The organism is Aeromonas sp. QDB39, from assembly GCF_027707585.1.
GTDB lineage: Bacteria > Pseudomonadota > Gammaproteobacteria > Enterobacterales > Aeromonadaceae > Aeromonas > Aeromonas hydrophila.
The window spans coordinates 1-21,010 of sequence record NZ_JAPCIV010000023.1; the positions used below are offsets into that span (position 1 = coordinate 1).

Genomic DNA, 21,010 nt, shown 5'->3' on the forward strand with positions numbered 1-21,010 from the left:
GCTACACGCCGAAACAGCGTCTGGCACAGGCCGCATGACCTCTACTTTTGAATGCCCCTAAAAATGGGGGGATTACCCACTCTTCCGCATCGGGAACCATATCATTGGGGTAGAGCCGCCGAAACTCGTTTACGAGCCAAGGGGCCAGATACTTCTCCTTGTACTCAGATGCTGCAGGGTCATACGACCGACTATCGAACTTTACTGGAGCTCCACTACCAACCCAGAGCAGGTCTTCGAGTGTCAGCATCTCTCCGGTGGCAAGATTAATGTTTAATGGCGAATCACCAAAGTCAGGGTGTGCACCACCGCAAAAATAGCCGGTAAAGATACTGGCGCTGAGCAAGTTCGGACTGATGAAACGGGGCGTAACCGTCTGGTCGAATTCCCCACCCATAGGGGTACTCATACACTGAAAATAACTGGCGACCTCGCTCCACTGACGCTCTGCCAGCACATGATTGAGTTTCCCAAGCTGCTCAGCAGGTAGCCCTGACGTAATGCGAAAATACGCAATTTTGCTTTGCGGCTCTTGCAGCCATTGCAAGCTATAACCCTGAAATGACTCTCGCTTGCCCGGTTTTAGTGAAAGTCCTTCAAGTCGCATGAGTTCATAAAGATCACGCTTACGCCAGCTGACAAGAACCGGATCCTGTATATCAATGGCGCTGCTATCGACCACCTTCAATGCCACAGAAATAGGCTTCTTCCCGGCCCATGTTCCCTGAAGGCCATTACCGGAGCGCTCGAGGAGCATGGCGATCTTTTCGGGTTCACTGTTATCCCACAATTCTGAGAGCTGCAGGGTCTTACCCTCCCACTTACCCGACAGGGGAATATCCTTTCGGTACTTGCGGTAGAAGTAACGCCCACTGACCGTACCATCTGATGACGTATCAAGGGTCATCACTACCGGCATTCGTCCTACCTTGCCCTGATACACCTCGCTGGCCTGCGTAACCATAGCTAGCAACAAACAACCCAACCCCAGCCAAAACCTTGCTATCACCCTTCTCTCCTGTGTTGTGGCTATTGTCCATCCTCACGCTGCCCACTCATCAGAGTGGGCATATTGAAATTTTCTCTCGCAGAAATGGGCAATCAACAGATGAAACAGGAACCATACGATTCCGGCTTTCATCATGCCAACTCAAACACGAGCAAGCCAAGCAATTAAGCCCAGTTTTTAACTTCTTTCAGACCGCAGAAAGGATCTTTGGCATCTAGAGCGTCTTCGATACGGATCTGTCGCTTGTTCTGGTAAAAAGCCCCGCATTGCGGAGCTTTTTGTTATCGGCAGTAGCCAACTCAGTTGACGGCAACCGGCTGACCCAGCGCATCCGGCGGGGTCTGGAACTCGCGCTCGGCGTCGTCGAAGCGCTCCAGCATGGCCTTGGAGGGGGCCTTGTCCAGCAGGCTGAACACCACAATGGCGAGTCCGGAGAAGAGGAAGCCAGGGATGATTTCATAGAGCCCCAGCCAGCCGAACTGCTTCCAGACGATGACGGTCAGGGCGCCTACCAGCATGCCCGCCAGGGCGCCGTTGCGGGTCATCCGCGACCAGAGCACGGAGAGCAGCACCACGGGGCCGAAGGCGGCACCAAAGCCGGCCCAGGCGTAGCTCACCAGCCCCAGCACCCGGTTTTCCGGGTTCATGGCAACGCTGATGGCAATCAGCGCGATCACCAGTACCATGGCACGACCGACCCACACCAGCTCCTGCTGGGAGGCGTTCTTGCGCAGGAACGGCTTGTAGAGATCCTCGGTGATGGCGCTGGAGCAGACCAGCAGCTGGCAACTGAGGGTACTCATTACCGCCGCCAGGATGGCGGAGAGCAGCACCCCGGCAATCCAGGGGTTGAACAGGATCTTGGAGAGCTCGATGAAGACCCGCTCCGGGTTGCCGGTGACGCCGGCCGCCTGCTCGGTGAAGGTGGAGAAGTAGGCCAGGCCGAAGAAGCCGATGGCGACGGCGCCGCCCAAGCACAGCACCATCCAGGTCATGCTGATACGGCGGGCATTGGCCATGGAGTGGTGGGAATCCGCCGCCATGAAGCGCGCCAGGATGTGGGGCTGGCCGAAGTAGCCCAGGCCCCAGGCCATCAGCGAGATGATGGCGATGAAGTCCAGGTTCTTGAACATGTCGAGGTTGCTGGCGTTCTGCGCCGCCACCTGCACCATGGCTGTGTCGATGCCGCCCACCGCGATGATGACGAACACCGGGGTGAGGATCAGGGCGAAGATCATCAGGGTGGCCTGCACCGTATCGGTCCAGCTCACCGCGAGGAAGCCGCCGAAGAAGGTGTAGGTGATGGTGGCCGCGGCACCGACCCAGAGGGCGGTGTCATAGCTCATGCCGAAGGTGCTCTCGAACAGGCGGGCACCGGCCACCACGCCGGAGGCGCAGTAGATGGTGAAGAACAGCAGGATCACCAGGGCAGAGAGGATGCGCAGCACCCGGCTCTTGTCCTCGAAGCGGTAGGTGAAGTAGTCCGGCAGGGTCAGGGCGTTGCGGTTCTTCTCGGTATGCACCCGCAGCCGACCGGCGACCCAGCGCCAGTTGAGATAGGCCCCCAGGGTGAGGCCGATAGCGATCCAGCTCTCGGAGATGCCGCCGATGAAGACGGCGCCCGGCAGGCCCATCAGGAGCCAACCGCTCATGTCGGAGGCACCGGCGGAGAGGGCGGTCACCCAGCTCCCCATCCGGCGGCCGCCGAGAATGTAGTCGTCAAAGTTGCGGGTGGCGCGATAGGCGATAAAGCCGATCAGAACCATCCCGAGGATGTACACCAGAAAGGTGATGAGCATGGGTGTGCTGGCTGTCATTCAAAACTCCGTTATGTGACGTGTGTACCCGTTCTGACGACGGGCTCTTCCTTAAAAAAACCGCCCTAGCTTAATCAGCAGATCCCATGACCTCAACCTTTTTTAACAAACAGAAAACACAATATAAACGTTTCATCTTTAACCAACAGACCAGCTTTGCCCCGTTCCACCAGATTTTATCCTGACGCAGCAACTGCTTATCCGCCGGGCACGATCCGCGGCACAACCCCGCCACGGCCGTAAAAAAAAGCCCCGACCAGCGGTCGGGGCCATGTCGGCAAGCACCAATCAGCGATTGATCGCGATCGGCATGCCGCTGCGCTGCTCCAGCGCCTGCTTGACCAGCTGGGAGTCGCTGTCGGCGTGGGCGATGAAGCGGGTCACCGCCGGGGTCATCGGCAGCGGCGCAGGCAGGCTGGAGTTGAACTCCTCCTGATTGCGGGAGAGCGGCTGATGCACTTCCAGGTAGCGGCGACCATCCGGCTCGACACTGGCCTTGATCGGCTGGTTGACGAACTGGACGCGGGTACCGACCGGTACCTTCTTGAACAGGTACTCGATGTCGTCGTTGCGCAGGCGCACGCAGCCGTGGCTCACCCGCAGGCCGATGCCGAACTGGGCGTTGGTGCCGTGGATGGCGTACATCTTGCCGATGTAGAGCGCGAACAGCCCCATGGGGTTGTCCGGGCCGGCCGGCCATACTGCCGGCAGGCTTTCACCACGGGCGGCATATTCGGCATGCATCTTGGCGGTCGGGGTCCAGGTCGGGCCCGCCTTCTTGCGCTGCACGCTGGTCACCCAGTTTTCCGGGGTGTCGGTGCCGAGCTGGCCGATGCCGATGGGCAGTACTTCCACCACCTTCTTGCCTTTCGGGTAGTAGTAGAGGCGCATCTCGGCCACGTTCAGCACGATGCCTTCACGGGGCGCATCCGGCAGGATCAGCTGGTGCGGCACGATCAGCTTCTCGCCGGTCTGCAGCAGCAGGGGATCCGCCTTGGGGTTGGCCTCCAGCATGTTGGTCAGCCCCAGCTGGAATTTGGCGGCAGCGGCCTCCAGCGGCTGACCGTTTTCTTCGGCCGGGACCACGTATTCCAGATTTTCACCCACCAGGCGGCTGTTGGCCGCAGGCAGGGCGTATTCAACCGCGAGCGCAGGCGCGGCGCCCAAGAGGAGGCTGCAGCACAGCGCGGCCGCAGTAGTGTGGAGGAGCTTCATAACTTTCCTGTAATGGATGACGTGGTTCAAGACTCTGGGCTGACCCGGAAACGGCGGGCGATCCGGGGGGCGAAGAGAAGGCCGCCATTTTTCTCCTCTGCCGGACAAATTTCAACTGACAAGTGGCGGCGGGTCAGCGATTAATATCGCTTTTTTTAGCCGCCGCCAGCCCCTGCCTATCGGTGGTTTACCCCTTTTGCCAGGCGCGCATATCGTAACCTGTGGGAGATTGGTGCAACCGCAGATGAAATTGCTCAATGATGGCAAAGATGTGGTCGAAAATGTCGGCCTGGATCCCTTCGTAATCGGCCCAGGCGGTGGTCGCCGTGAAGCAGTAGATCTCCAGCGGCAGGCCGTCCGAGGTCGGTGCCAGCTGGCGCACCATCAGGGTCATGTCCTTGCGGATGCCGGGGTGAGCGCGCAGGTAGGCGTCCAGATAGGCGCGCAGGGTGCCGAGGTTGGTGAGGTGACGACCGTTGATGGGGCAGCTGATGGCGTCGCTCAACTGCTGGTTGTAGGCGCTCAGCTCCTGCTCCTTGCGGCTCAGATAGGGCGCCAGCAGCTGGGCCTGCTTGAGCTGCAACTGCTCGTCCGCCGTCAGGAAGCGCACGCTGGTCATGTCGATGTTGACGCTGCGCTTGATGCGCCGACCACCCGACTCCGTCATCCCCTGCCAGTTCTTGAAGGAGTCGGAGATGAGGGCATAGGTGGGGATGGTGGTGATGGTCTTGTCCCAGTTCGACACCTTGACCGTGGTGAGACCAATGTCGGTCACCTCGCCGTCGGCGCCGTACTTGTCCATCTGCAGCCAGTCACCGACGCTCAGCATGCGGTTGGCAGAGAGCTGGATCCCCGCCACCAGCCCGAGGATGGGGTCCTTGAACACCAACATCAGCACTGCGGTCATGGCACCCAGACCGCTGAACAGGAACAGCGGCGACTTGCCGAGCAGCAGGGCGATCATCAGGATGCCCACCAGGATGCTGCCCACCAGCTTCACCCCCTGGAAGATACCGCGCAGGGGCAGATCCCGCCCGAGCCGGGTATAGCGACTCACCGACAGCATGCAGTCGAGCAGGGCAAACAGGGAGAGCAGCAGGAACAGCAGGATCCAGAGCTGGGCCACCATCTCGATCAGTTGCAGGCTATCGGAGTTGCGCGGCAGCCAGATCTCGGCCTGACCGAGCAGCACAGCCCCCTGCAGCACGAAGGCAAGCCGGTAGAACAATCGCTGCTGCAACTGGGGCGGCAGCCACACCTGCTTGGTCTTGCCGAGCACCCCCACCAGCCGCACCAGCAGTACCCGGTGCAGCAGCATGTGCAGCAGCAGCGAGGTGAGCACGATAAAGCCGAGGGCAATCACCAGCCCCATCATGCCGGTTACCTCCAGCCCGAGCCCGGCCAGCCAGCGAAAAAACATCTCCTTCATCCCATCCTCCTGTGCGTGAAACTGCGGTCAGGGTACGTATCTGCCACCCCATGTCAAATGACAGCCGGCACCACGGCCGCCACAAACGACAACGCCCGGCAGAGGCCGGGCGTTGTCTGGGGGCGAGGGGGCGTTAGCCGACCAGGCTCAGGGCATCGCGGGCGATGACCAGCTCTTCGTTGGTGGGCATCACCAGCGCCAGGCGGCTGCCTTCGGCCGTGATGGGGCCTTCACCGCCCAGCACCGCGGCGTTGTTGGCTTCCTTGTCGATCTTGAAGCCGAACAGGGCCAGACGGGCCAGCACCATCTCGCGCACCATGGCGGCGTTTTCACCGATACCACCGGTGAACACCAGGGCGTCCAGACGACCATCCATGGCGGCAGCGTAGGCACCGACATACTTGGCCACCCGGTAGGTGAACACGTCCAGCGCGCGCTTGGCACCGGCGTCGGTGGCGTAGTTGGTGGTGACGTAGCGGCAGTCGCTGCTCGCCTCGGTCATGCCCAGCAGGCCGGACTCGCGAGTCAGGGTGTGGTTGATCTGCTCCACGCTGTAACCGAGCTGGTCGTGCATGAAGAAGACTACAGCGGGGTCTATGTCGCCGGAGCGGGTACCCATCGCCAGCCCTTCCAGCGGGGTCAGGCCCATGGAGGTGTCGACGGATTCACCGCCACGGATGGCACAGACGGAGGCGCCGTTACCCAGGTGGCAGTTGATGATGTTGAGCTCGGAGAGCGGCTTGCCCAGCGCCTTGGCGGTCTCTTCCGCGATGAAGCGGTGGGAGGTGCCATGGGCGCCGTAACGACGGATGCCGTTCTCTTTGTAGAGCTTGTAGGGCAGCGCGTAGAGGTAGGCTTCCTCAGGCAGGGTCTGGTGGAAGGCGGTGTCGAACACGGCCACGTTCTTCTCTGCCAGCGCCGGGAACACCTTCAGCGCGGCACGGATGCCGATCAGGTGCGCCGGGTTGTGCAGGGGGGCGAACGGAATGGCGGCTTCGATACCGGCAATCACGCCGTCATCGATGCGAACGGAACGGGAGAACTGCTCGCCACCGTGCACGATGCGGTGACCGATGGCCACCAGCTGCTCGGCCAGGGTCGGATCCTGCGGCAGGATGTGACCCACGATGTGGTCGAGGGCCTCCTGGTGCGCGGCGCCCGCGCCCAGCATGGCTTCGCCCTTGACCCCGTGGAGTTTCCATTTGATACGTGCATCATCCAGATTGAAGCATTCGGCCAGGCCGGACAGCATGTCCTCACCTGTTTCGGCGTCCATTACGGCAAATTTCAGGGAAGAGCTACCGCAGTTAAGGATCAATACCAACTTGCTCATGTTCTACATCTTCCTGTGCTTCGGCTTTATGCCGACAGTGTCGTGTCATCCAAAGTGGATGGGATTCCCCTGCCGGGGGCTTATGGTCGCAGGAAAGTGCGCCCAATTTTTCAATATGTTAAGTGCAAATCCGGATGATTCCGGGCACTCGTCTCAGCCAGGCTGCGCCAGCGATCACAGGCCGGCCAGCAGATCCCGGTGCACCTTGACCACCAGCTTCTTCACCTGAGCCGGCTGGTTGGGGGTACAGAGGGGGCGATGCAGTTCTCCCGGCCAGAAGATGGCGAAGTCGCCGGGCTGCAACGCCAGATAACTGGTCTGTTCGTCCTCGACGAACCAGAGGTCGGGATGGGGATGATCGGCGCCTTCGGCAACATAGCCATGGGGCCCGACCCCGATCCACTCTTCGCCACGCAGCAGCAGCTGGATGTCCAGGTACTGCTGATGGAACTCGCCACGGCGATCCACGGCCGGCTCGGTCAGCTCTTCGCTCACCAGGCAGAACAGCGTGAGGCCGTCGATCTCCTGTTTGCCGAGCGGCGCCTGCAGCCACTGTTCGACGCTTTGCACCACCTCGACCATGATGCGGTCCAGCGGGGCGGGCAGCGGCGTACGCTGCAGGGTGTTCAGACTGCCGGTGATCATGGCGCTTCCTTAGGTGTATTCAGGCGACATCTTAGCCGCAAAATGAAAAAGGACCCTGTTGAGGTCCTTGTGTCACACCGTCTGCAATCCGTGCAGACAGAGATAGAGCATTTGCTCATATCAAGCGGGATGAGTGCACTGTTACACACTCATCTGCGGCTTGCCAAGAGGCGCAAGCGCGTTCGCCCAGTGATCGTACCAGCTGAAACAATATTATTCACTACTCCAGCACCGTCGACTTTGACCAGACGCAAAAACGGGAGCATCTGCTCCCGTTTTTTTCGCATCACCCGGTGATAACCGGTGCCATTCAAGCCTTGCCGGCGTTCTCCACCGGCTTGGCATACATGGCGCGCCAGATGGCCTTGTGCTCTTCCGGCACCTCCGACTGACGGCTCAGGAAGGCAGCCTGCTCGATGGTATTGGCCTTGCCGGACACATCTGCAGCCAGGTAGTTGCCCGGGAAGAGGCGGTAGTTGCCCCAGATCGCCTTGTCGATCAGCGCGGCCAGCTCATCCGGATCGCTGAAACCCTCGGTGATGGGGGCGCCGAAGGAGACATGCACCCGCCCCTTCTGGCCGACGATGCCGGCGACGATGCTCTCGATGTCCTCGAACTCGCCCTTCTCGTAGCTGCCGTTGACCGACTTCTCGTACAGCTCGCGCGCCTTGGCCTTGTCGGTGGGATCCAGCTCGTAGCTGATGCTGACCGGCACGATATTGAGGCTGCGCATGTAGTCGACGAACTCGATCTTCTGCTTCTTGCCATCCACGTAGAACATCTTGAGGATGGCCGGATCTGTCTTGTCATCGCCGTTCTTGGCGCGCCCTTCCTTCTGGGCGATCCAGATGGAGTGGCCTTCGTGCACCGACTGGCCGATGTAGGCCGACAGCTCGCCGAGCGCCTTCATCATCTCCCGCGGCCCCTTGGCGGAGCGCTTGACGATGAAGCTCTTGTTGAGCTTCATCAGCTCGGTGGCGCAGGGTTTGCGCAGCAGGTTGTCGCCGATGGCAATGCGCACGGTATCGAACCCGTGGGTGTGCAGCCCCCAGTTAACGAACGCCGGATCCATGGCGATGTCCCTGTGGTTGGAGACGAACAGGTAGCCCTGCTCCTTCTTCAGATGCTCGAGCCCGGAGAAGGTCACCCCCTGGGTGGAGGTGGCGATCATCCGGCTCATGTAGCGGGTCACTCCCATCTGCACCTGATGGATGGTGGTCACCTTGGACCACTTGTAGCGCAGGAACTGGCGGATCAGCGGGCGGATGGCCCAGCCCAGCCAGCTCATCAGGGAGCCGAAACGATACTTGGCGATGGCGCCGACAAATTCATCATCCCGGATCAGCCGTTCGATGGCTGCCGGCACTTCCTCATCGCGGTAGGGGCGAATGTCCGCGAATCTATCTACTTCAGTCACAGTGTCAGCCTTGCAGGTAAGGAGTCGCGGCCAGCGCGCGCTGGCCGGAAAATTCAGGGCGCAATTTTACACGCTTTTATGCCGAGGGGTATGTGGCGTGCGTAGATAGTGAGATCTGACCAGTGAAATGAACAAATGGCCCCGTTCGGGCCATTCTTTTTTACTCTTCCACCGTGAACGAGAGCATCATGCCGGTATCCTCGTGCTCCAGCAGATGGCAGTGGGCCATGTAGGCCCGCTCCTTGGGCGCCGTGTGATCGAAACGCACCAGCACCTCGCTGCGCCCGCCCTCCACCTTGACGATGTCCTTCCAGCCGGCGCGATGCGGTGCCACCGGCTGACCGTTCTCGCTCAGGATCCGGAAGCGGGAGCCGTGAATATGGAAGGGGTGCAGCATCATGTCCCCCTCCCCCGAGATGATCCAGCGCTCGGTACGGCCGCGCTTGACCGCAAACTGCGGGTCGTTCATGGCGAAGGCCTGGCCGTTGATGCGGTTGCCGCCGTGCAGATCCAGCGGCTTGGCACTGCCCTTGTCCTCCTGCATCCCCGCCATGGTGTCGTGCTGCATCTCGCCCGCTGGCATGGCCATGGCGCCATGATCCATCCCCGCCATCGACATACCGGCCATCCCCTCGCCCTGCCCGTCCATCTTCATCCCGGCCATGGTGCCCGTATCGCCGTGGGCCATGCTCATGCCCGCCATGGCGCCGTGGCCGTAGCGGCTCATTAGCGCCTGCATCCCCTGCCGGTCCAGCTCGGGATCCATCGACAGGGTCAGGGTGCGGCTCGGCAAGCCTTGGGTGGCCGGCAGCGCCGGCAGCCGGGCCAGGCTGTCCGGCAAGCGTCCCTTGCCCTCGATGAGGGAGGGCCGGATCCGCAGCAGCGGCAGGGCCGCATCGAACGGCGCCAGGGTCATCCCCATCTGGCGTACCGGCAGGGTGAGCAGGTCGAACGCCTTGCCGTTGCGGGCATCCACCATCACCTCGAAGCGCTCCCCCGGCAGCAGCGCCAGCTCGCTCAGCGCCACCGGCTCCGCCAGCAGGCCGCCATCACTGCCGATCACATACAAGGGGCGGCCGTCACTGGTCGCCAGCGTGAGGGAGCGGGCATTGCAGCCGTTGAGCAGCCGCAAGCGCAGCCAGCCGCGAGGCGCATCGTGGGCCGGATAGACGGCGCCGTTGGTCAGCATCAGATCGCCGAACCAGCCGACCGCCGCGCTCATCACATCCAGCTGGTAGTCCACCTGATCCCGCCCATCGAGGCGCTTGTCCTGCAGTACCAGCGGGATGTCGTCCACACCCCAGCGCTGGGGCAGCGGCAGCCGCAGGCTCTCCTCGTCGTCGAGGATGAAGAGCCCGGCCAGCCCCATGGCCACCTGATGGCCGGTCTGTCCGTGGGTGTGGGGGTGATACCAGCAGGTGGCCGCCGGCTGCTCGATGCGAAACGCCGCCTGCCACTCTTTGCCGGACGGGATGCTGGCCTGCGGGCCGCCATCGGCGGTGCCGGGCACCTCCAGCCCGTGCCAGTGCACAGTGGTGGTCTCCGCCAGCTGGTTGGCGACCCGGACTCGCACCGCCTGCCCCTGACGGGCACGCAAAGTGGGGCCGAGCAGGTTGCCGTTGTAGCCCCAGCTATGGGTCGGCTGGCGTCGCCACTGCATCTGGCCCGGCTGGGCCCTGAGCTGGAACACGCCGCTGGTATCCGCCTCCAGCAACGCGGGAATCGGCAGGGCTGGCCGCTCGGCGGCAACCGCCCGACCCCACCGGGGCAGGGCGCCGGCGATACCGACGGCAGTGGAGAATTTGAGAAAATCGCGACGCTGCATGAGTCGTTCCTCGTTGGCCAAAGCGGACCTTCAGCCTAAGCAGCAACCCTGCGTCAAGGTCAAGCCCTGCCAAGCCGGCGGCCGGACAATTTCTGGCTTATCCGCTTGCCAGCAGTGCCATGGTCGTCAAGCCAACGCCAGGCTCACCGCCGCCTCGGCGTGGATGGCAGTGGTATCGTAGAGCAGCACCGCAGCATTGGCCTCCCCCACCAGCAGGGCTATCTCGGTGCAGCCGAGGATCACCGCCTGGGCTCCCGTGTCGGCCAGCGCCCTGATGATGGCCAGGTACTCGGCCCGCGATGCATCGCGAATGTCGCCGAGGCACAGCTCGTCATAGATGATGCGGTGCACCCGCTCCCGCTGCGCCTCGCCGGGCACCAGCACCTCCAGCCCGAACTTCTCCTGCAAGCGCCCCTTGTAAAAATCCTGCTCCATGGTGAAACGGGTGCCGAGCAGGCCGACCCTTTGGATCCCGTCCGCTTGCAGCTGACGCGCGGTGGCATCGGCGATATGGAGCAACGGGATGTCGATGGCAGCCTCGATCTCGGGCGCCACCTTGTGCATGGTGTTGGTGCCGATCAGCAGAAAATCGGCGCCGCCGGCCTGGATGGCCCGCGCCTCGGCCGCCAGCAGGCGGGCGGTGGCGGGCCAGTCCCCGATATGCTGCAGCCGCTCTATCTCGGCAAAGTCGACGCTGCTCAGCAGCACCCGCGCCGAGTGCAGGCCGCCGAGCCGCTCGCGCACGCCCCGGTTGAGCGCCTGATAGTAGCTGACGGTGGACTCCCAGCTCATGCCACCCAGCAGACCGATACATTTCATGGGACCTCCTTGTGTAAAACGATCATGCAAACCGAGTGTGTGAATCGATCGCGCAAACCGAGCAGAGGGCGGCGCGCATCATCGCACCGCCCCGTGAATAAAAAAGGCCCCGCAGGGCCAACAAGACAGCCGGTAAAGGCCCGGGCACAGGCCCGGACTAAATCCAGATCATCAGCACGCAGGCCGCCGTGGCGACCCCCATGCCGAGATTGAAACGACGCCAGCCTCTGGCGGTGCGGATGAGGCGGCGCACCTGGGCACCGAACAGCACCCAGAAGGCCCCGGTATAGAGGCCGGTCACGAAGAAGATGCCGAGCACCCAGATGGCGGAGGGCCAGTAGGCCTCCCCCGCCAGGGTGAAGCCGCTGATGGCGGAGAGCGCCATCATCCACGCCTTGGGGTTGAGCAACTGCAGCATGGCCCCCTGATGGGCCGGGATCAGCGGCCGGTTGCCCTCGGCCGGGCCGCTGGCGGTCGCCACCTTCCAGGCCAGCCAGAGCAGGTAGGCCGAGCCGATGAGCTTGAGCCCGTCGTGCAGCAGCGGCAGCTGCTCGAACATCACCCCCAGCCCCAGCGCCGTGGCTAGGATCATCAGGTTGATCCCCCCCACCACGCCCACCAGCAGGGGCACGCTGCGGCGAAAGCCCTGGGCCGCACCGGCGCTGGTGAGCAGCATGTTGTTGGGGCCCGGCGTGCCACAGGTGATGAGGGCAAAGCCCGCCAGGGGAAGCAACCAGTTCAGATCCATCTCAACCTCTTGATGATGCAGGGCGCCGACTCGGCGACAAGCCTTCTAATATGCAGAGCCGGTGCCCGTCAGACAAGGCCGCAAATGCACTTTCTTCGCATCTTTATGCGGCCCCTGGCAGCACTCAGTACCAGAGCATCACCACGCAGAGCGCGGTCAGCGCCCCCAGGCTGCCGTTGAGCCGGCGCCAGCCTCTGTCAGAGTTGATCCAGCGGCTGAGCTGATGACCGAACAGCACCCAGGCAAAACAGACTGGCAATCCCGCCATGGGGAAGACGGCCATGATGCCCCACAGACTCGGCCAGTAAGCGCTGCCCGGCAGACTGAACAGACTGATGGCGGAGATCCCCATCATCCAGGCCTTGGGGTTGAGGAACTGAAAGCCCAGCCCCTCCAGCAGGGTCAGCGGGCGTGAACGTCGTTCCGGATCGCCGGGGGCACCGGCCACCGCGATGCGCCATGCCAGCCACAGTAAATAGAGGCTGCCCAGCACCTGCAAGCTCAGCTTGAGCAGCGGCCAACGCTCGAACAGGGGGTAGAGCCCCAGCGCCAGCACCAGTTGCAGGACCGGTTGTCCCACCACCACCCCGATCAGATGGGGCAGGGTGCGACGCACCCCGAAGTTGGCGCCGGAGGCGGTCAGCATGAGGTTGTTGGGGCCCGGCGTGCCACAGGTGAGCAACGCAAAGCCAAACAGAGTGGCATACCATTCGATCGTCATCTTTGTACTCCTGAACTGCGCACATTGTATCGATACAATGTGCCACTTTTGGTTGTTATCGGGTTCAAAATCACGCTATATTGCCGATACATTTCGATCAATGGATTTATTGTCACCATGACAATCTGGACCCCGGACCTCACCCCCTTCGCCGGCCCCCTCTACCTCAAGCTGGTGAAGGCCATCGAGCAGGCCATTCAGGACGGCACCCTGCCGCCCGAGACCCGGCTGCCCACCCACAGGGCGCTGGCGGACAAGCTGGGGGTTACCGTCGGCACCGTCACCCGCGCCTATGGCGAGGCGGAGCGGCGCGGGCTGCTGGCCGCCCGGGTGGGGCACGGCACCTGGGTCAAGGGGGAGCATGAGGATCCGGCCAACGCCTGGGTGATCCGCAAGGAGGAGGGACACCGCATCGAGTTGTGGCAGAACCTGCCGGTGCAGCTGGATCGAGCCGCCATCATCCGCCCCATGCTGGCGGAAGTGGCGGACGGGGATCTCAACACCCTGCTCGGTTATGACAAGGAGGCGGGCCAGCCGAGCCAGCGCCAGCTGTTCATCGACTGGCTGGCCGAACAGGGGGTGGCGGGCAGCGAGGAGTATCTGCTGTTCAGCCACGGCGCCCAGCACGGCATCATGCTTTCCCTGCTGGCCACCGGCTGCGTGGGGGAGACCCTGTTCTGCGAAGGGCTCAGCTACCCCGGCATGCTGGGCAACGCCCGTCAGCTGAAGAATCAGGTGGTGGGGCTGGCGATGGACGCAGAGGGGCTGCTGCCCGACGCGCTGGAGGCGGCCTGCCGCACCCGCCGCGCCAAGCTGCTCTACCTCACCCCCACCCTGCAAAATCCCACCACCGCCACCATGAGCCTGGCGCGGCGCGAGGCCATCGTCGCCATCGCCCGTCGCCACGACCTGCTGATCATCGAGGATGACGTCAACGGCCTGCTGCCCCAGCAACCGGTGACGCCGCTGGTCAACCTGGCACCGGAGCGGGTCATCTATCTGGGCAGCCTGGCCAAGATCGCCTGCGGCGGCCTGCGGGTCGGCTTCGTGCTGACCCCGCCGGCCCTGCGCGGCGCCTTCGCCCAGGCGATGCGGCTGTCGAGCTGGATGGTGAGCCCGCTGCTCATCGAGCTGGCCTGCAAGCTGGTGAGCCAGCGCCAGATCATGCCATTGGTCGAACAGCAGCGGCAGATCCTGGCACGTCGCGGCGAGCTGCTGCGCCACCTGCTGCCGGGGGCCTGCTGGCAGGCGGGCTCCATGCACGCCTGGCTGCCGCTGCCGGAACCCTGGCGCAGCCAGGAGTTCGCCGAGGCCGCCAACGCCCTTGACGTCGGCGTGGCCAGCGGGGAACACTTCGCCGCCGGCCAGTTCGCCGCGCCGCAGGGCGTGCGGCTGAGCCTGAGCCAGCCGGCCACCGACGCCCGCGTCGCCGAGGGGCTGGAGCGGCTCGCCGGTCTGCTGCGCGCCGCGCCGCCCACCAATACCCTGCTATAGTCAGCCCCGGCCCAGCCCATCCGTGCGCTCAAAGGAGAGCCCATGCACCCGACCCGCGCCCCCTTGTTGCTCCTCACCCTGCTGCTGGGGGGCTGCGCCGCGCCCGGCCATCAGCAGCTGGGGGCCGCGCTGAGCGGACTGGAGGGAGAGTTGCAACGGCTGGAGGAGGAGCTGGCGGCGATGAACGGCCTGCACTACCAGAAGGCGATCGATGCCCCCCTCAGCCTGCGCCGCCGGCTGAGCGCCCCCGTCCCCACCGCGGAAGGGCTGCTGCCCAGCCGCAGCACGCTGACAGACGGCCCCCTGCTGCGCTACGACTACCGGCTGCCGGCCGGCATGGCCAGCCTGCCCCTCGCCGAGCCCTGTCTGCGCTACGAATTCGAGCTGCGCCACCTGGGCCGCCTCGGCCAGCTCGGCCTGCACTGGCAGGGGGCGGCGGGCTCGGGGGAGCAACTGATCCAGCAGCGCGACTGCCCCTTCTCGGCCAAAGGGCCCGGTCTGCAATAGGCCCGCCGCCGGCCGACCTGCCCCTATGGTCAGTTGAAAGGGGCGAAGCCATCTTGTAGCGTGCCAGCATCCCGACTCCTGCTGGAAGCGCCCATGAAACTGACTCCCCTGTGGCTGGCCCTGTGCAGCCTGCCCGCCCTGGCCTGCGGCCCGGATGGCTGCGAGACGCCGCTCACCCTGCAACTGACCGCCGCCCAGTGCCACCTGAACGGGCTGCCGTTCCTCTCCCCCGACAACGACACCCGCACCAACCTGGCGCTGCTGCTGGCCGATGAGCAGGCCTTCTCGCTGCCCAAGTCGCCGCTGCCGCTGCCCTTCGCCATCGAGGATCTGCTCAACCCGACCCAGGCCGAGCCGGCCCCCGCCGTGCCGGATCCCCTGCTGGCGCTGGCCGCCGGTCTCGGCATCGAGCAGAACACCACCCAGGCCGCCCTGGAGCGGGCCGCCGGCTGGAGCGAGGGGCGCTGCATCAGCAACAATCCGGTTGCGGCCGAAGCCTTCCTGCAGGCGCTGGTCGACACCCCGGCGCTGGGTGCCGACGAGCGCAGCCAGCTGGCCCGCCAGCGGCTGGCCATGCTGGGCCAGTGCGCCCAGCAGATCGAAACGGCGCCGGAGGACAAGGCCATGCCGCTGTCGGCCGCCGGCCAGGGCTTTGCCGACTATCTGGCCGCCAGCCGACTCTTCTATCAGGGGGAGTTCGCCCAGGCCGATGCGCTGTTTGCCGCCCTCGCCGGGCAGGATCAGCCCTGGCTGAAAGAGACGGCGGATTACATGCGGATCCGGGTCGCCCTCAACCAGTCCCAGCAAAGCGCCTTCGATGACTGGGGCACCCTGGATCGCAACCAGATTGACCAGGCCGCCGTGCAGCGCGCCGAGCAGTTCATCGCCGACTATCGCAGTCGCTACCCAGAGGGGCGCTATCTCGACTCCGCCAACGGGCTGCTTCGCCGGCTCGCCTGGTTCAAGGGGGACGAAGCGGCGCTGGCCAGCCTGTTCCAGCAGGCGAGCCGCCAGCCGGGCAACCCGGAGCTGCTCAACGAAATAGACCTCAAGCTGCTGATGCAGCCCGGCTTCACCGGCTCAGCCGCCATGCCGCAGCTGACCCTGGTGCAGGATCTGCGCCGGCTGCGGCTGCACGAGAGCTGGGACGAGTGGCAACCGCTGCAAAGCGGCGAGCTGACGCAGCAGAACGCCCAGTTTGCCAGCAACCCGGCCTGGCTCGCCTATCTGCAGCAGGCCGAGCGCTATTATCTCGCCAAGGATTATGCCGCCGTCATCGCCGCCGCTCCCGCCCTCGGCAAGGGACCACTCGACAACCTGGCGTTCAGCCAGCAGGTGCTCAAGGGCATGGCGCTGGCGGCCAGTCAGGCGCTGCCCGAGGCGGAGCAGCAGTGGCGCGCCCTGCTCGCCAGCCAGCCCACCCCCTTGCAGGATCAGCTGCTGCAGCTGGCTCTGGCCATGACCCTGGAGCGGGCCGGCCGGCTGGAGCAGGTGTTCGCCAAGGAGAGCCCCATCCAGAGCGTTCACTACCGCATTCCGCTGCTGGAGTACGTGGCACCGGCCCCGCTGCTGCGCCGCATGGTGCAGGATGAGCAGGCCTCCGACACCCTGCGCCAGCGCGCCGGCCACACCCTGCGCTACAAGCAGCTGACCCACGGCGACTACCGGGGCTTCCTGCAGGATCTGGCGCTGGCCCCGCTGGCCGCTCCGTTCGACTGGCAAGGAAGCCAGGAGTATCAGTGCCCGGCGCTCACGGCGGTGGTCACCACCCTGGCGGACAACCCCAAATCCCCCAGGGCGCTCAACTGCCTCGGCGAGTTTTTCCTGAGCCAGGGGCTGGACTGGGATCCGCTCCTGCAGCGGCCGGGTGCCGACACCCTGGCGGGCAGCCGGGATCTGTTTGCCGGTCAGCAGCGCAGCCGGCTCGACTGGTATCAACAGGTGATCGCCAACCCCAAGGCCGCCAAGGAGGAGAAGGCCTACGCCCTCTACCGCGCCATCAACTGCTACGCCCCGAGCGGCAACAACAGTTGCGGCAGCCAAGAGATCCCTCTCAGCCAGCGCAAGGGCTGGTTCAACACCCTCAAACGCCAGTACGGAACGAGCCAGTGGGCCAAGCAGCTCAAATATTACTGGTGATGCTGGCGCTGCTGGGCGCCGAGGCCAACGCCGCCGTCGAGGCGAGCCACTACCGCCAGTTCTGGCTGTGGGCCGGGGTCAGGCCCCAGCCGGTGCTGCAACAGGCCGAGCGGCTCTATCTGCATCAGGGGGAGATAGGCCCGCTCGATGCGCGCCAGCCCGTGCGTTTTCAGGGGCAGGGCATAGCGCCGAGCAAGCTGCCGGTAAAGGAGCTCTGGCTCGCCTACCGGGTGGAACGACTCGACTGGGATGAGGCCCTGCTCAAGAGCCTGACCAACCAGCTGGCGGCCTGGCAGCGCAAGGGCAATGAGGTGCGCGGCGTCCAAATCGATTTTGATGCCCGCACCCACCGGCTGGCGGACTATGGCGACTTCCTGCGCCAGCTCCGCCGCCAGCTGCCCGCCGACTGCGCCATCAGCATCACCGGCCTGCTGGACTGGACCCGCACCGGCGATGTGGCGACCCTCAACGCCCTCGCCGGCGTGGTCGACGAGCTGGTGGTACAGACCTATCGCGGCCGCCGCACCGAGCCGGGCTACGCGCGCTACCTGCAGGCGCTGACGCGACTGACCCTGCCCTTCAAGGTGGGGCTGGTGCAGGGAGGCGAGTGGGATCCAACGTGGGAGAGCAGACTGGCCGACTCGGCGGCCTATGGCGGCGCTGTGGTGTTTCTCATCAACCCGCCAGGTGCCTGACGCCGGGGAGGAATTGACCGTCCCCAGGCTGGCGTCGAGCGTGGTAGCTCTTTGACTCCGGCAACATGCCATACTTGTCCGTACCCTGAACCAGCCAAGGAGCGCCAAGGATGCAGATCCTCCTGATCGAAGACGATGCCATGCTCAGCACGGCCCTCTCCCGAGGGCTGAATGAGCAGGGGATCACCCCCGCCCAGCTGACCCACTGCAAGGAGCTGGCGACCCTGCCCACCCTGCTGCGCCAGCAGTCGTTCGATGTGGTCATCTGCCGCCAGTATCACCATCAGGCTCGTGAGGGGGTGCGCTTGCTGCAGGAGGCCCACTATCTGGGTCTGCTCGAGCCGGGCTGCGTGCTGCTGTTGCTGGACGAGGATCACGATCAGCTGCAGTTTCCCCCTTCCGACCTCTACTTTCCGCTGCTACTGCCCATGCCGTTCACCGCCGATCAGCTCACCGCCAGTCTGCGCGAACTGGTGCAGCTGACCGGGCTGACCCGCACCCTGCCCGCCCCGATGAAGCTCAGGGAGTGGCAGGTCAGCTGCGCCCTGTGCGAAGATCTGCTCTACCAACAGCAGAAGTACCGGGAGCTGGGGCCGTTGCTGGACCGGATCAAGGGCTACATGCTGCTGCAGCAGCAGGATCACTTTCACGCCGCCCAGCACTACGCGGTCTGCACCACGGAGCACGATGCCTGGTGGCCGCGCAAGGGGTTGATCCACGCCCTGCTGGGACTGAACAAGCTGGAGAGTGCGCGCAAGGATCTGGCCCGTAACCGGGAACGGCTGCCTGCCCCCCTGCAACTGGAGCTGGCGCTGGCCTGCCTGCTGCACGAGCGGCAGTGGGAAGGGGCCTGGGACGTGCTCACCCTGCTGCTGCAAAAGCAGGCCTGGCAACCGGAGTGGCGCCAGGCGGCCATTCTGCTGGCGCTGCTGCTCAAGGACGAGGGCAAGGCGCTGGAGCAGGCCAACGCCCTCAGCCTGCACTTCTTCGCCGATCACAAGTTCCGGGTATCCATCGAGAATTTCATCCTCAATGCCAGCCTGGCGGTGCTCTGGCACTACCCGAGCGCCGCCCGGATCAGTGCCTTGCAGCAGGAGTATCGCTACCTCAGCCAGGCGGTGACCCTGCGGGCCCACGAGGATGCCTTGCTGCAGGCCCTGATGCTGAGCCTGGACTATCGCTTCGACGAGGCCCTGTTGCTGCTCGCCAAGCACCCGCCGGAGAGCGCGCGGGACAACCACCTCAACCAGCTGCTCGGCTTTGCCGTCAGCCAGTTCTGCGGCCTGCCCCACCACGCCCAGCGCTACCTGAGCCAGCTCAGCCAGTATCAGGCCAGGGTCGCCCCGGCCCCGCTGGTGCAGCAGCTGTTCAAGCAGGTCATCGGCGATTTCATGAAACAGCTGGAGCGGCGCGAGCTGCGGCTGACCTACCTGCGCCAGGAGCGGCAGCGGGCCAGCGCGGCGGGCCAGCACCAGCTGGCCGTGCAGTATGCGCTGACCCTGCAGGAGGAGTTCCCCGCCCTGCCGGGCGATGCCTGGCAACTGCTGGAGCTGCTGCAACTGTGCTGGCCGGCCGGCATGGCCGCCCCCAGGGTGGCCCTGCTGGTGGATCGGCTGGAGCGGCGCCTCAACCACAGCGCCTCCTTCATGGAGCACCACGCCGAGGAGTACCACAAGACCCTGTTGCAGATCCGCTCCCACCTCAATCCCCGCCTACCCACCACGCCCCCCAACTAGGCCCGGTCAGCCGGGCCGCTGTTACAGCAGCCCGCGTACCAGGATGCCGGCGATCAGCAGCGGCGCCACCAGCCGCCAGCACCAGAGCAGGCAGCCGCGTAGCAGCGGCGACAGACCGGCGGGCAGCACGGACTCACCCAGTCGCCAGCCCAGCAGCAGGGTCAGCACCAGACCGAACAGCGGCATCATCAGGTTGGAGGTGAGGTAGTCCAGCAGATCGAAGATGGTCTTGCCGAACAGGGTCAGCTCGCTCCAGGGGCCGAACGACAGGCTGACCGGAATGCCGGACGCCATGATCAGCAGGGTCAGCACCCGGCAGGCACCACGGCGCGACCAACCCCACTCCTCGGTGGTGAAGCGCACCAGGTGCTCCAGCATGGAGATGGAGGAGGAGAGTGCCGCCACCAAGAGCAGCAGGAAGAACACCACCGCCAGCCCCTGGCCGAACGGCAGATGGTTGAACACCGCCGGCATGGTCATAAAGGTGAGCCCTGGGCCGGCGGTGGGATCGATGCCGGTGGAGGCCAGCACCGGGAAGATCATCAACCCCGCCAGCACCGAGATGAGGCTCGCCAGGGTCACGACCCAGACGCCGGAGCGCAGCACGCCCTCGCTGCTCGGCAGGTAAGCACCATAGGTGGTGTGCACGCCAAGCCCGATGGAAAGGGAGAAGAAGGCCAGCCCCAGCGCGTCCAGCACGCCCTGACCGGTCAGCATGGAGAAGTCCGGCAGCAGGAACTGGCGCACCCCGGCCATGGCGCCCGGCATGGAGAGGCCAGTCACCACCAGCAGCATCATCATCACGAACAGGGCCGGCATCATCCAGCGCAGCGCCCGTTCCACCCCCTTCTGCAGGCCCCCCTGCACGAACCACCAGGTGAGCCCGGCAAACACCAGATGGGTCAGCACCGGCCACCAGGGGTGGCTGACATAGCCGTTGAACAAGGCGGTCAGCGCCGCACCCTCGCTCAGGTTGAGCTGCCCGCTCACCGCCAGCGCTGCATAACCCACGGTCCAGCCGCCCACCACGCTGTAGAAGCTGTAGATGAAGAAGCCGCACAGGATCCCCATGTACCCCATCCAGCGCCAGTTCGGCCCCACCAGCTTGTGGAAGGCACCGAGCACCCCGCGCTGGCTGCGGCTGCCGAGCAGGGTTTCACCCACCAGCACGGCCACCCCCAGGGTGAAGCTGAACAGCAGAAACATCAGCAGGAAGGCGCCGCCGCCGTTGGTGGCCGTCACATAGGGAAACTTCCAGATGGCGCCAAGGCCGATCGCCGAACCGGCGGCGGCCAGCACATGACCGATACGGGAAGACCACTGAACCTGGCTCATACAACCTCCGGGCAAGACAACATTCGATACTCCATGGGTAACCGCACGATGCGGGGCAACAAAAAAGGCCGCCTGGTGGCGACCTTTGCAATGAACATTCAGACAAGCTGCGCGTGCAAGGTCACC

The 21,010-nt window shown here is 64.5% G+C and carries 17 protein-coding genes; 5 read left to right on the plus strand and 12 right to left on the minus strand.

Annotation, left to right across the window (positions count from 1 at the left end; all coding sequences use genetic code 11):
- Position 1: 1 nt before the first annotated feature.
- The 11 genes from PG899_RS14450 to PG899_RS14500 all read right to left on the minus strand — a co-directional run bounded on the left by PG899_RS14450 (position 2) and on the right by PG899_RS14500 (position 12,978).
- Positions 2 to 1,009 carry a hypothetical protein gene (locus PG899_RS14450; RefSeq protein ID WP_270697455.1) on the minus strand — a complete coding sequence of 336 codons (1,008 nt, stop codon included), beginning with the start codon at positions 1,007 to 1,009 and terminating at the stop codon, positions 2 to 4.
- A gap of 299 nt (positions 1,010 to 1,308) precedes the next feature.
- On the minus strand, positions 1,309 to 2,826 hold the full coding sequence (gene putP / locus PG899_RS14455; protein ID WP_042066398.1) for a sodium/proline symporter PutP: 1,518 nt from the start codon (positions 2,824 to 2,826) through the stop codon (positions 1,309 to 1,311).
- A 288-nt stretch (positions 2,827 to 3,114) separates the two neighbouring features.
- A complete protein-coding gene (locus tag PG899_RS14460; protein WP_016351926.1) occupies positions 3,115 to 4,041 on the minus strand; it encodes a L,D-transpeptidase family protein in 927 nt (308 codons plus the stop codon).
- A gap of 187 nt (positions 4,042 to 4,228) precedes the next feature.
- Positions 4,229 to 5,470: a mechanosensitive ion channel family protein gene (locus tag PG899_RS14465; RefSeq protein WP_011707327.1), complete on the minus strand. Its 1,242-nt coding sequence runs from the start codon at positions 5,468 to 5,470 to the stop codon at positions 4,229 to 4,231.
- A 133-nt stretch (positions 5,471 to 5,603) separates the two neighbouring features.
- The gene (locus PG899_RS14470) at positions 5,604 to 6,803 is read right to left on the minus strand and encodes an acetate kinase (RefSeq protein WP_043160403.1); all 1,200 of its coding nucleotides are present in this window, start codon (positions 6,801 to 6,803) and stop codon (positions 5,604 to 5,606) included.
- Positions 6,804 to 6,977: 174 nt separating this feature from the next.
- Entirely contained in the window at positions 6,978 to 7,448 is a 471-nt protein-coding gene (locus PG899_RS14475; protein ID WP_041216553.1) for a YhcH/YjgK/YiaL family protein, read from the minus strand.
- 310 nt (positions 7,449 to 7,758) lie between these two features.
- Positions 7,759 to 8,865 (minus strand): 1-acyl-sn-glycerol-3-phosphate acyltransferase, encoded by a 1,107-nt coding sequence (locus PG899_RS14480; protein ID WP_011707330.1) that lies wholly within the window; start codon positions 8,863 to 8,865, stop codon positions 7,759 to 7,761.
- Between the two features lie 160 nt (positions 8,866 to 9,025).
- A complete protein-coding gene (cueO, locus tag PG899_RS14485) occupies positions 9,026 to 10,690 on the minus strand; it encodes a multicopper oxidase CueO (protein ID WP_077096558.1) in 1,665 nt (554 codons plus the stop codon).
- 126 nt (positions 10,691 to 10,816) lie between these two features.
- Complete coding sequence (locus tag PG899_RS14490) at positions 10,817 to 11,509, minus strand: aspartate/glutamate racemase family protein (protein WP_077096557.1); 693 nt, start codon at positions 11,507 to 11,509, stop codon at positions 10,817 to 10,819.
- A gap of 157 nt (positions 11,510 to 11,666) precedes the next feature.
- Entirely contained in the window at positions 11,667 to 12,257 is a 591-nt protein-coding gene (locus PG899_RS14495) for a LysE family translocator (protein WP_017411093.1), read from the minus strand.
- 124 nt (positions 12,258 to 12,381) lie between these two features.
- Positions 12,382 to 12,978: a LysE family translocator gene (locus tag PG899_RS14500; protein WP_016351932.1), complete on the minus strand. Its 597-nt coding sequence runs from the start codon at positions 12,976 to 12,978 to the stop codon at positions 12,382 to 12,384.
- Positions 12,979 to 13,095: 117 nt separating this feature from the next.
- On the opposite strand from PG899_RS14500, the gene PG899_RS14505 reads away from it, so the two are divergent.
- From PG899_RS14505 to PG899_RS14525, 5 genes are all read left to right on the plus strand, one after another.
- Complete coding sequence (locus PG899_RS14505; protein WP_077096556.1) at positions 13,096 to 14,472, plus strand: aminotransferase-like domain-containing protein; 1,377 nt, start codon at positions 13,096 to 13,098, stop codon at positions 14,470 to 14,472.
- A 42-nt stretch (positions 14,473 to 14,514) separates the two neighbouring features.
- The gene (locus tag PG899_RS14510; protein ID WP_190283789.1) at positions 14,515 to 14,979 is read left to right on the plus strand and encodes a hypothetical protein; all 465 of its coding nucleotides are present in this window, start codon (positions 14,515 to 14,517) and stop codon (positions 14,977 to 14,979) included.
- Between the two features lie 93 nt (positions 14,980 to 15,072).
- A complete protein-coding gene (locus PG899_RS14515) occupies positions 15,073 to 17,118 on the plus strand; it encodes a hypothetical protein (protein ID WP_179101442.1) in 2,046 nt (681 codons plus the stop codon).
- Complete coding sequence (locus PG899_RS14520; protein WP_077096554.1) at positions 17,088 to 17,813, plus strand: DUF3142 domain-containing protein; 726 nt, start codon at positions 17,088 to 17,090, stop codon at positions 17,811 to 17,813. The genes PG899_RS14515 and PG899_RS14520 overlap by 31 nt, the downstream gene beginning before the upstream one ends.
- Before the next feature lie 110 nt (positions 17,814 to 17,923).
- Positions 17,924 to 19,549: a hypothetical protein gene (locus PG899_RS14525; RefSeq protein ID WP_045525416.1), complete on the plus strand. Its 1,626-nt coding sequence runs from the start codon at positions 17,924 to 17,926 to the stop codon at positions 19,547 to 19,549.
- A gap of 21 nt (positions 19,550 to 19,570) precedes the next feature.
- Here the strand turns inward: PG899_RS14525 and PG899_RS14530 are convergent, their stop codons facing one another.
- Complete coding sequence (locus tag PG899_RS14530) at positions 19,571 to 20,884, minus strand: sodium-dependent transporter (protein ID WP_017411099.1); 1,314 nt, start codon at positions 20,882 to 20,884, stop codon at positions 19,571 to 19,573.
- Between the last annotated feature and the right edge of the window lie 126 nt (positions 20,885 to 21,010).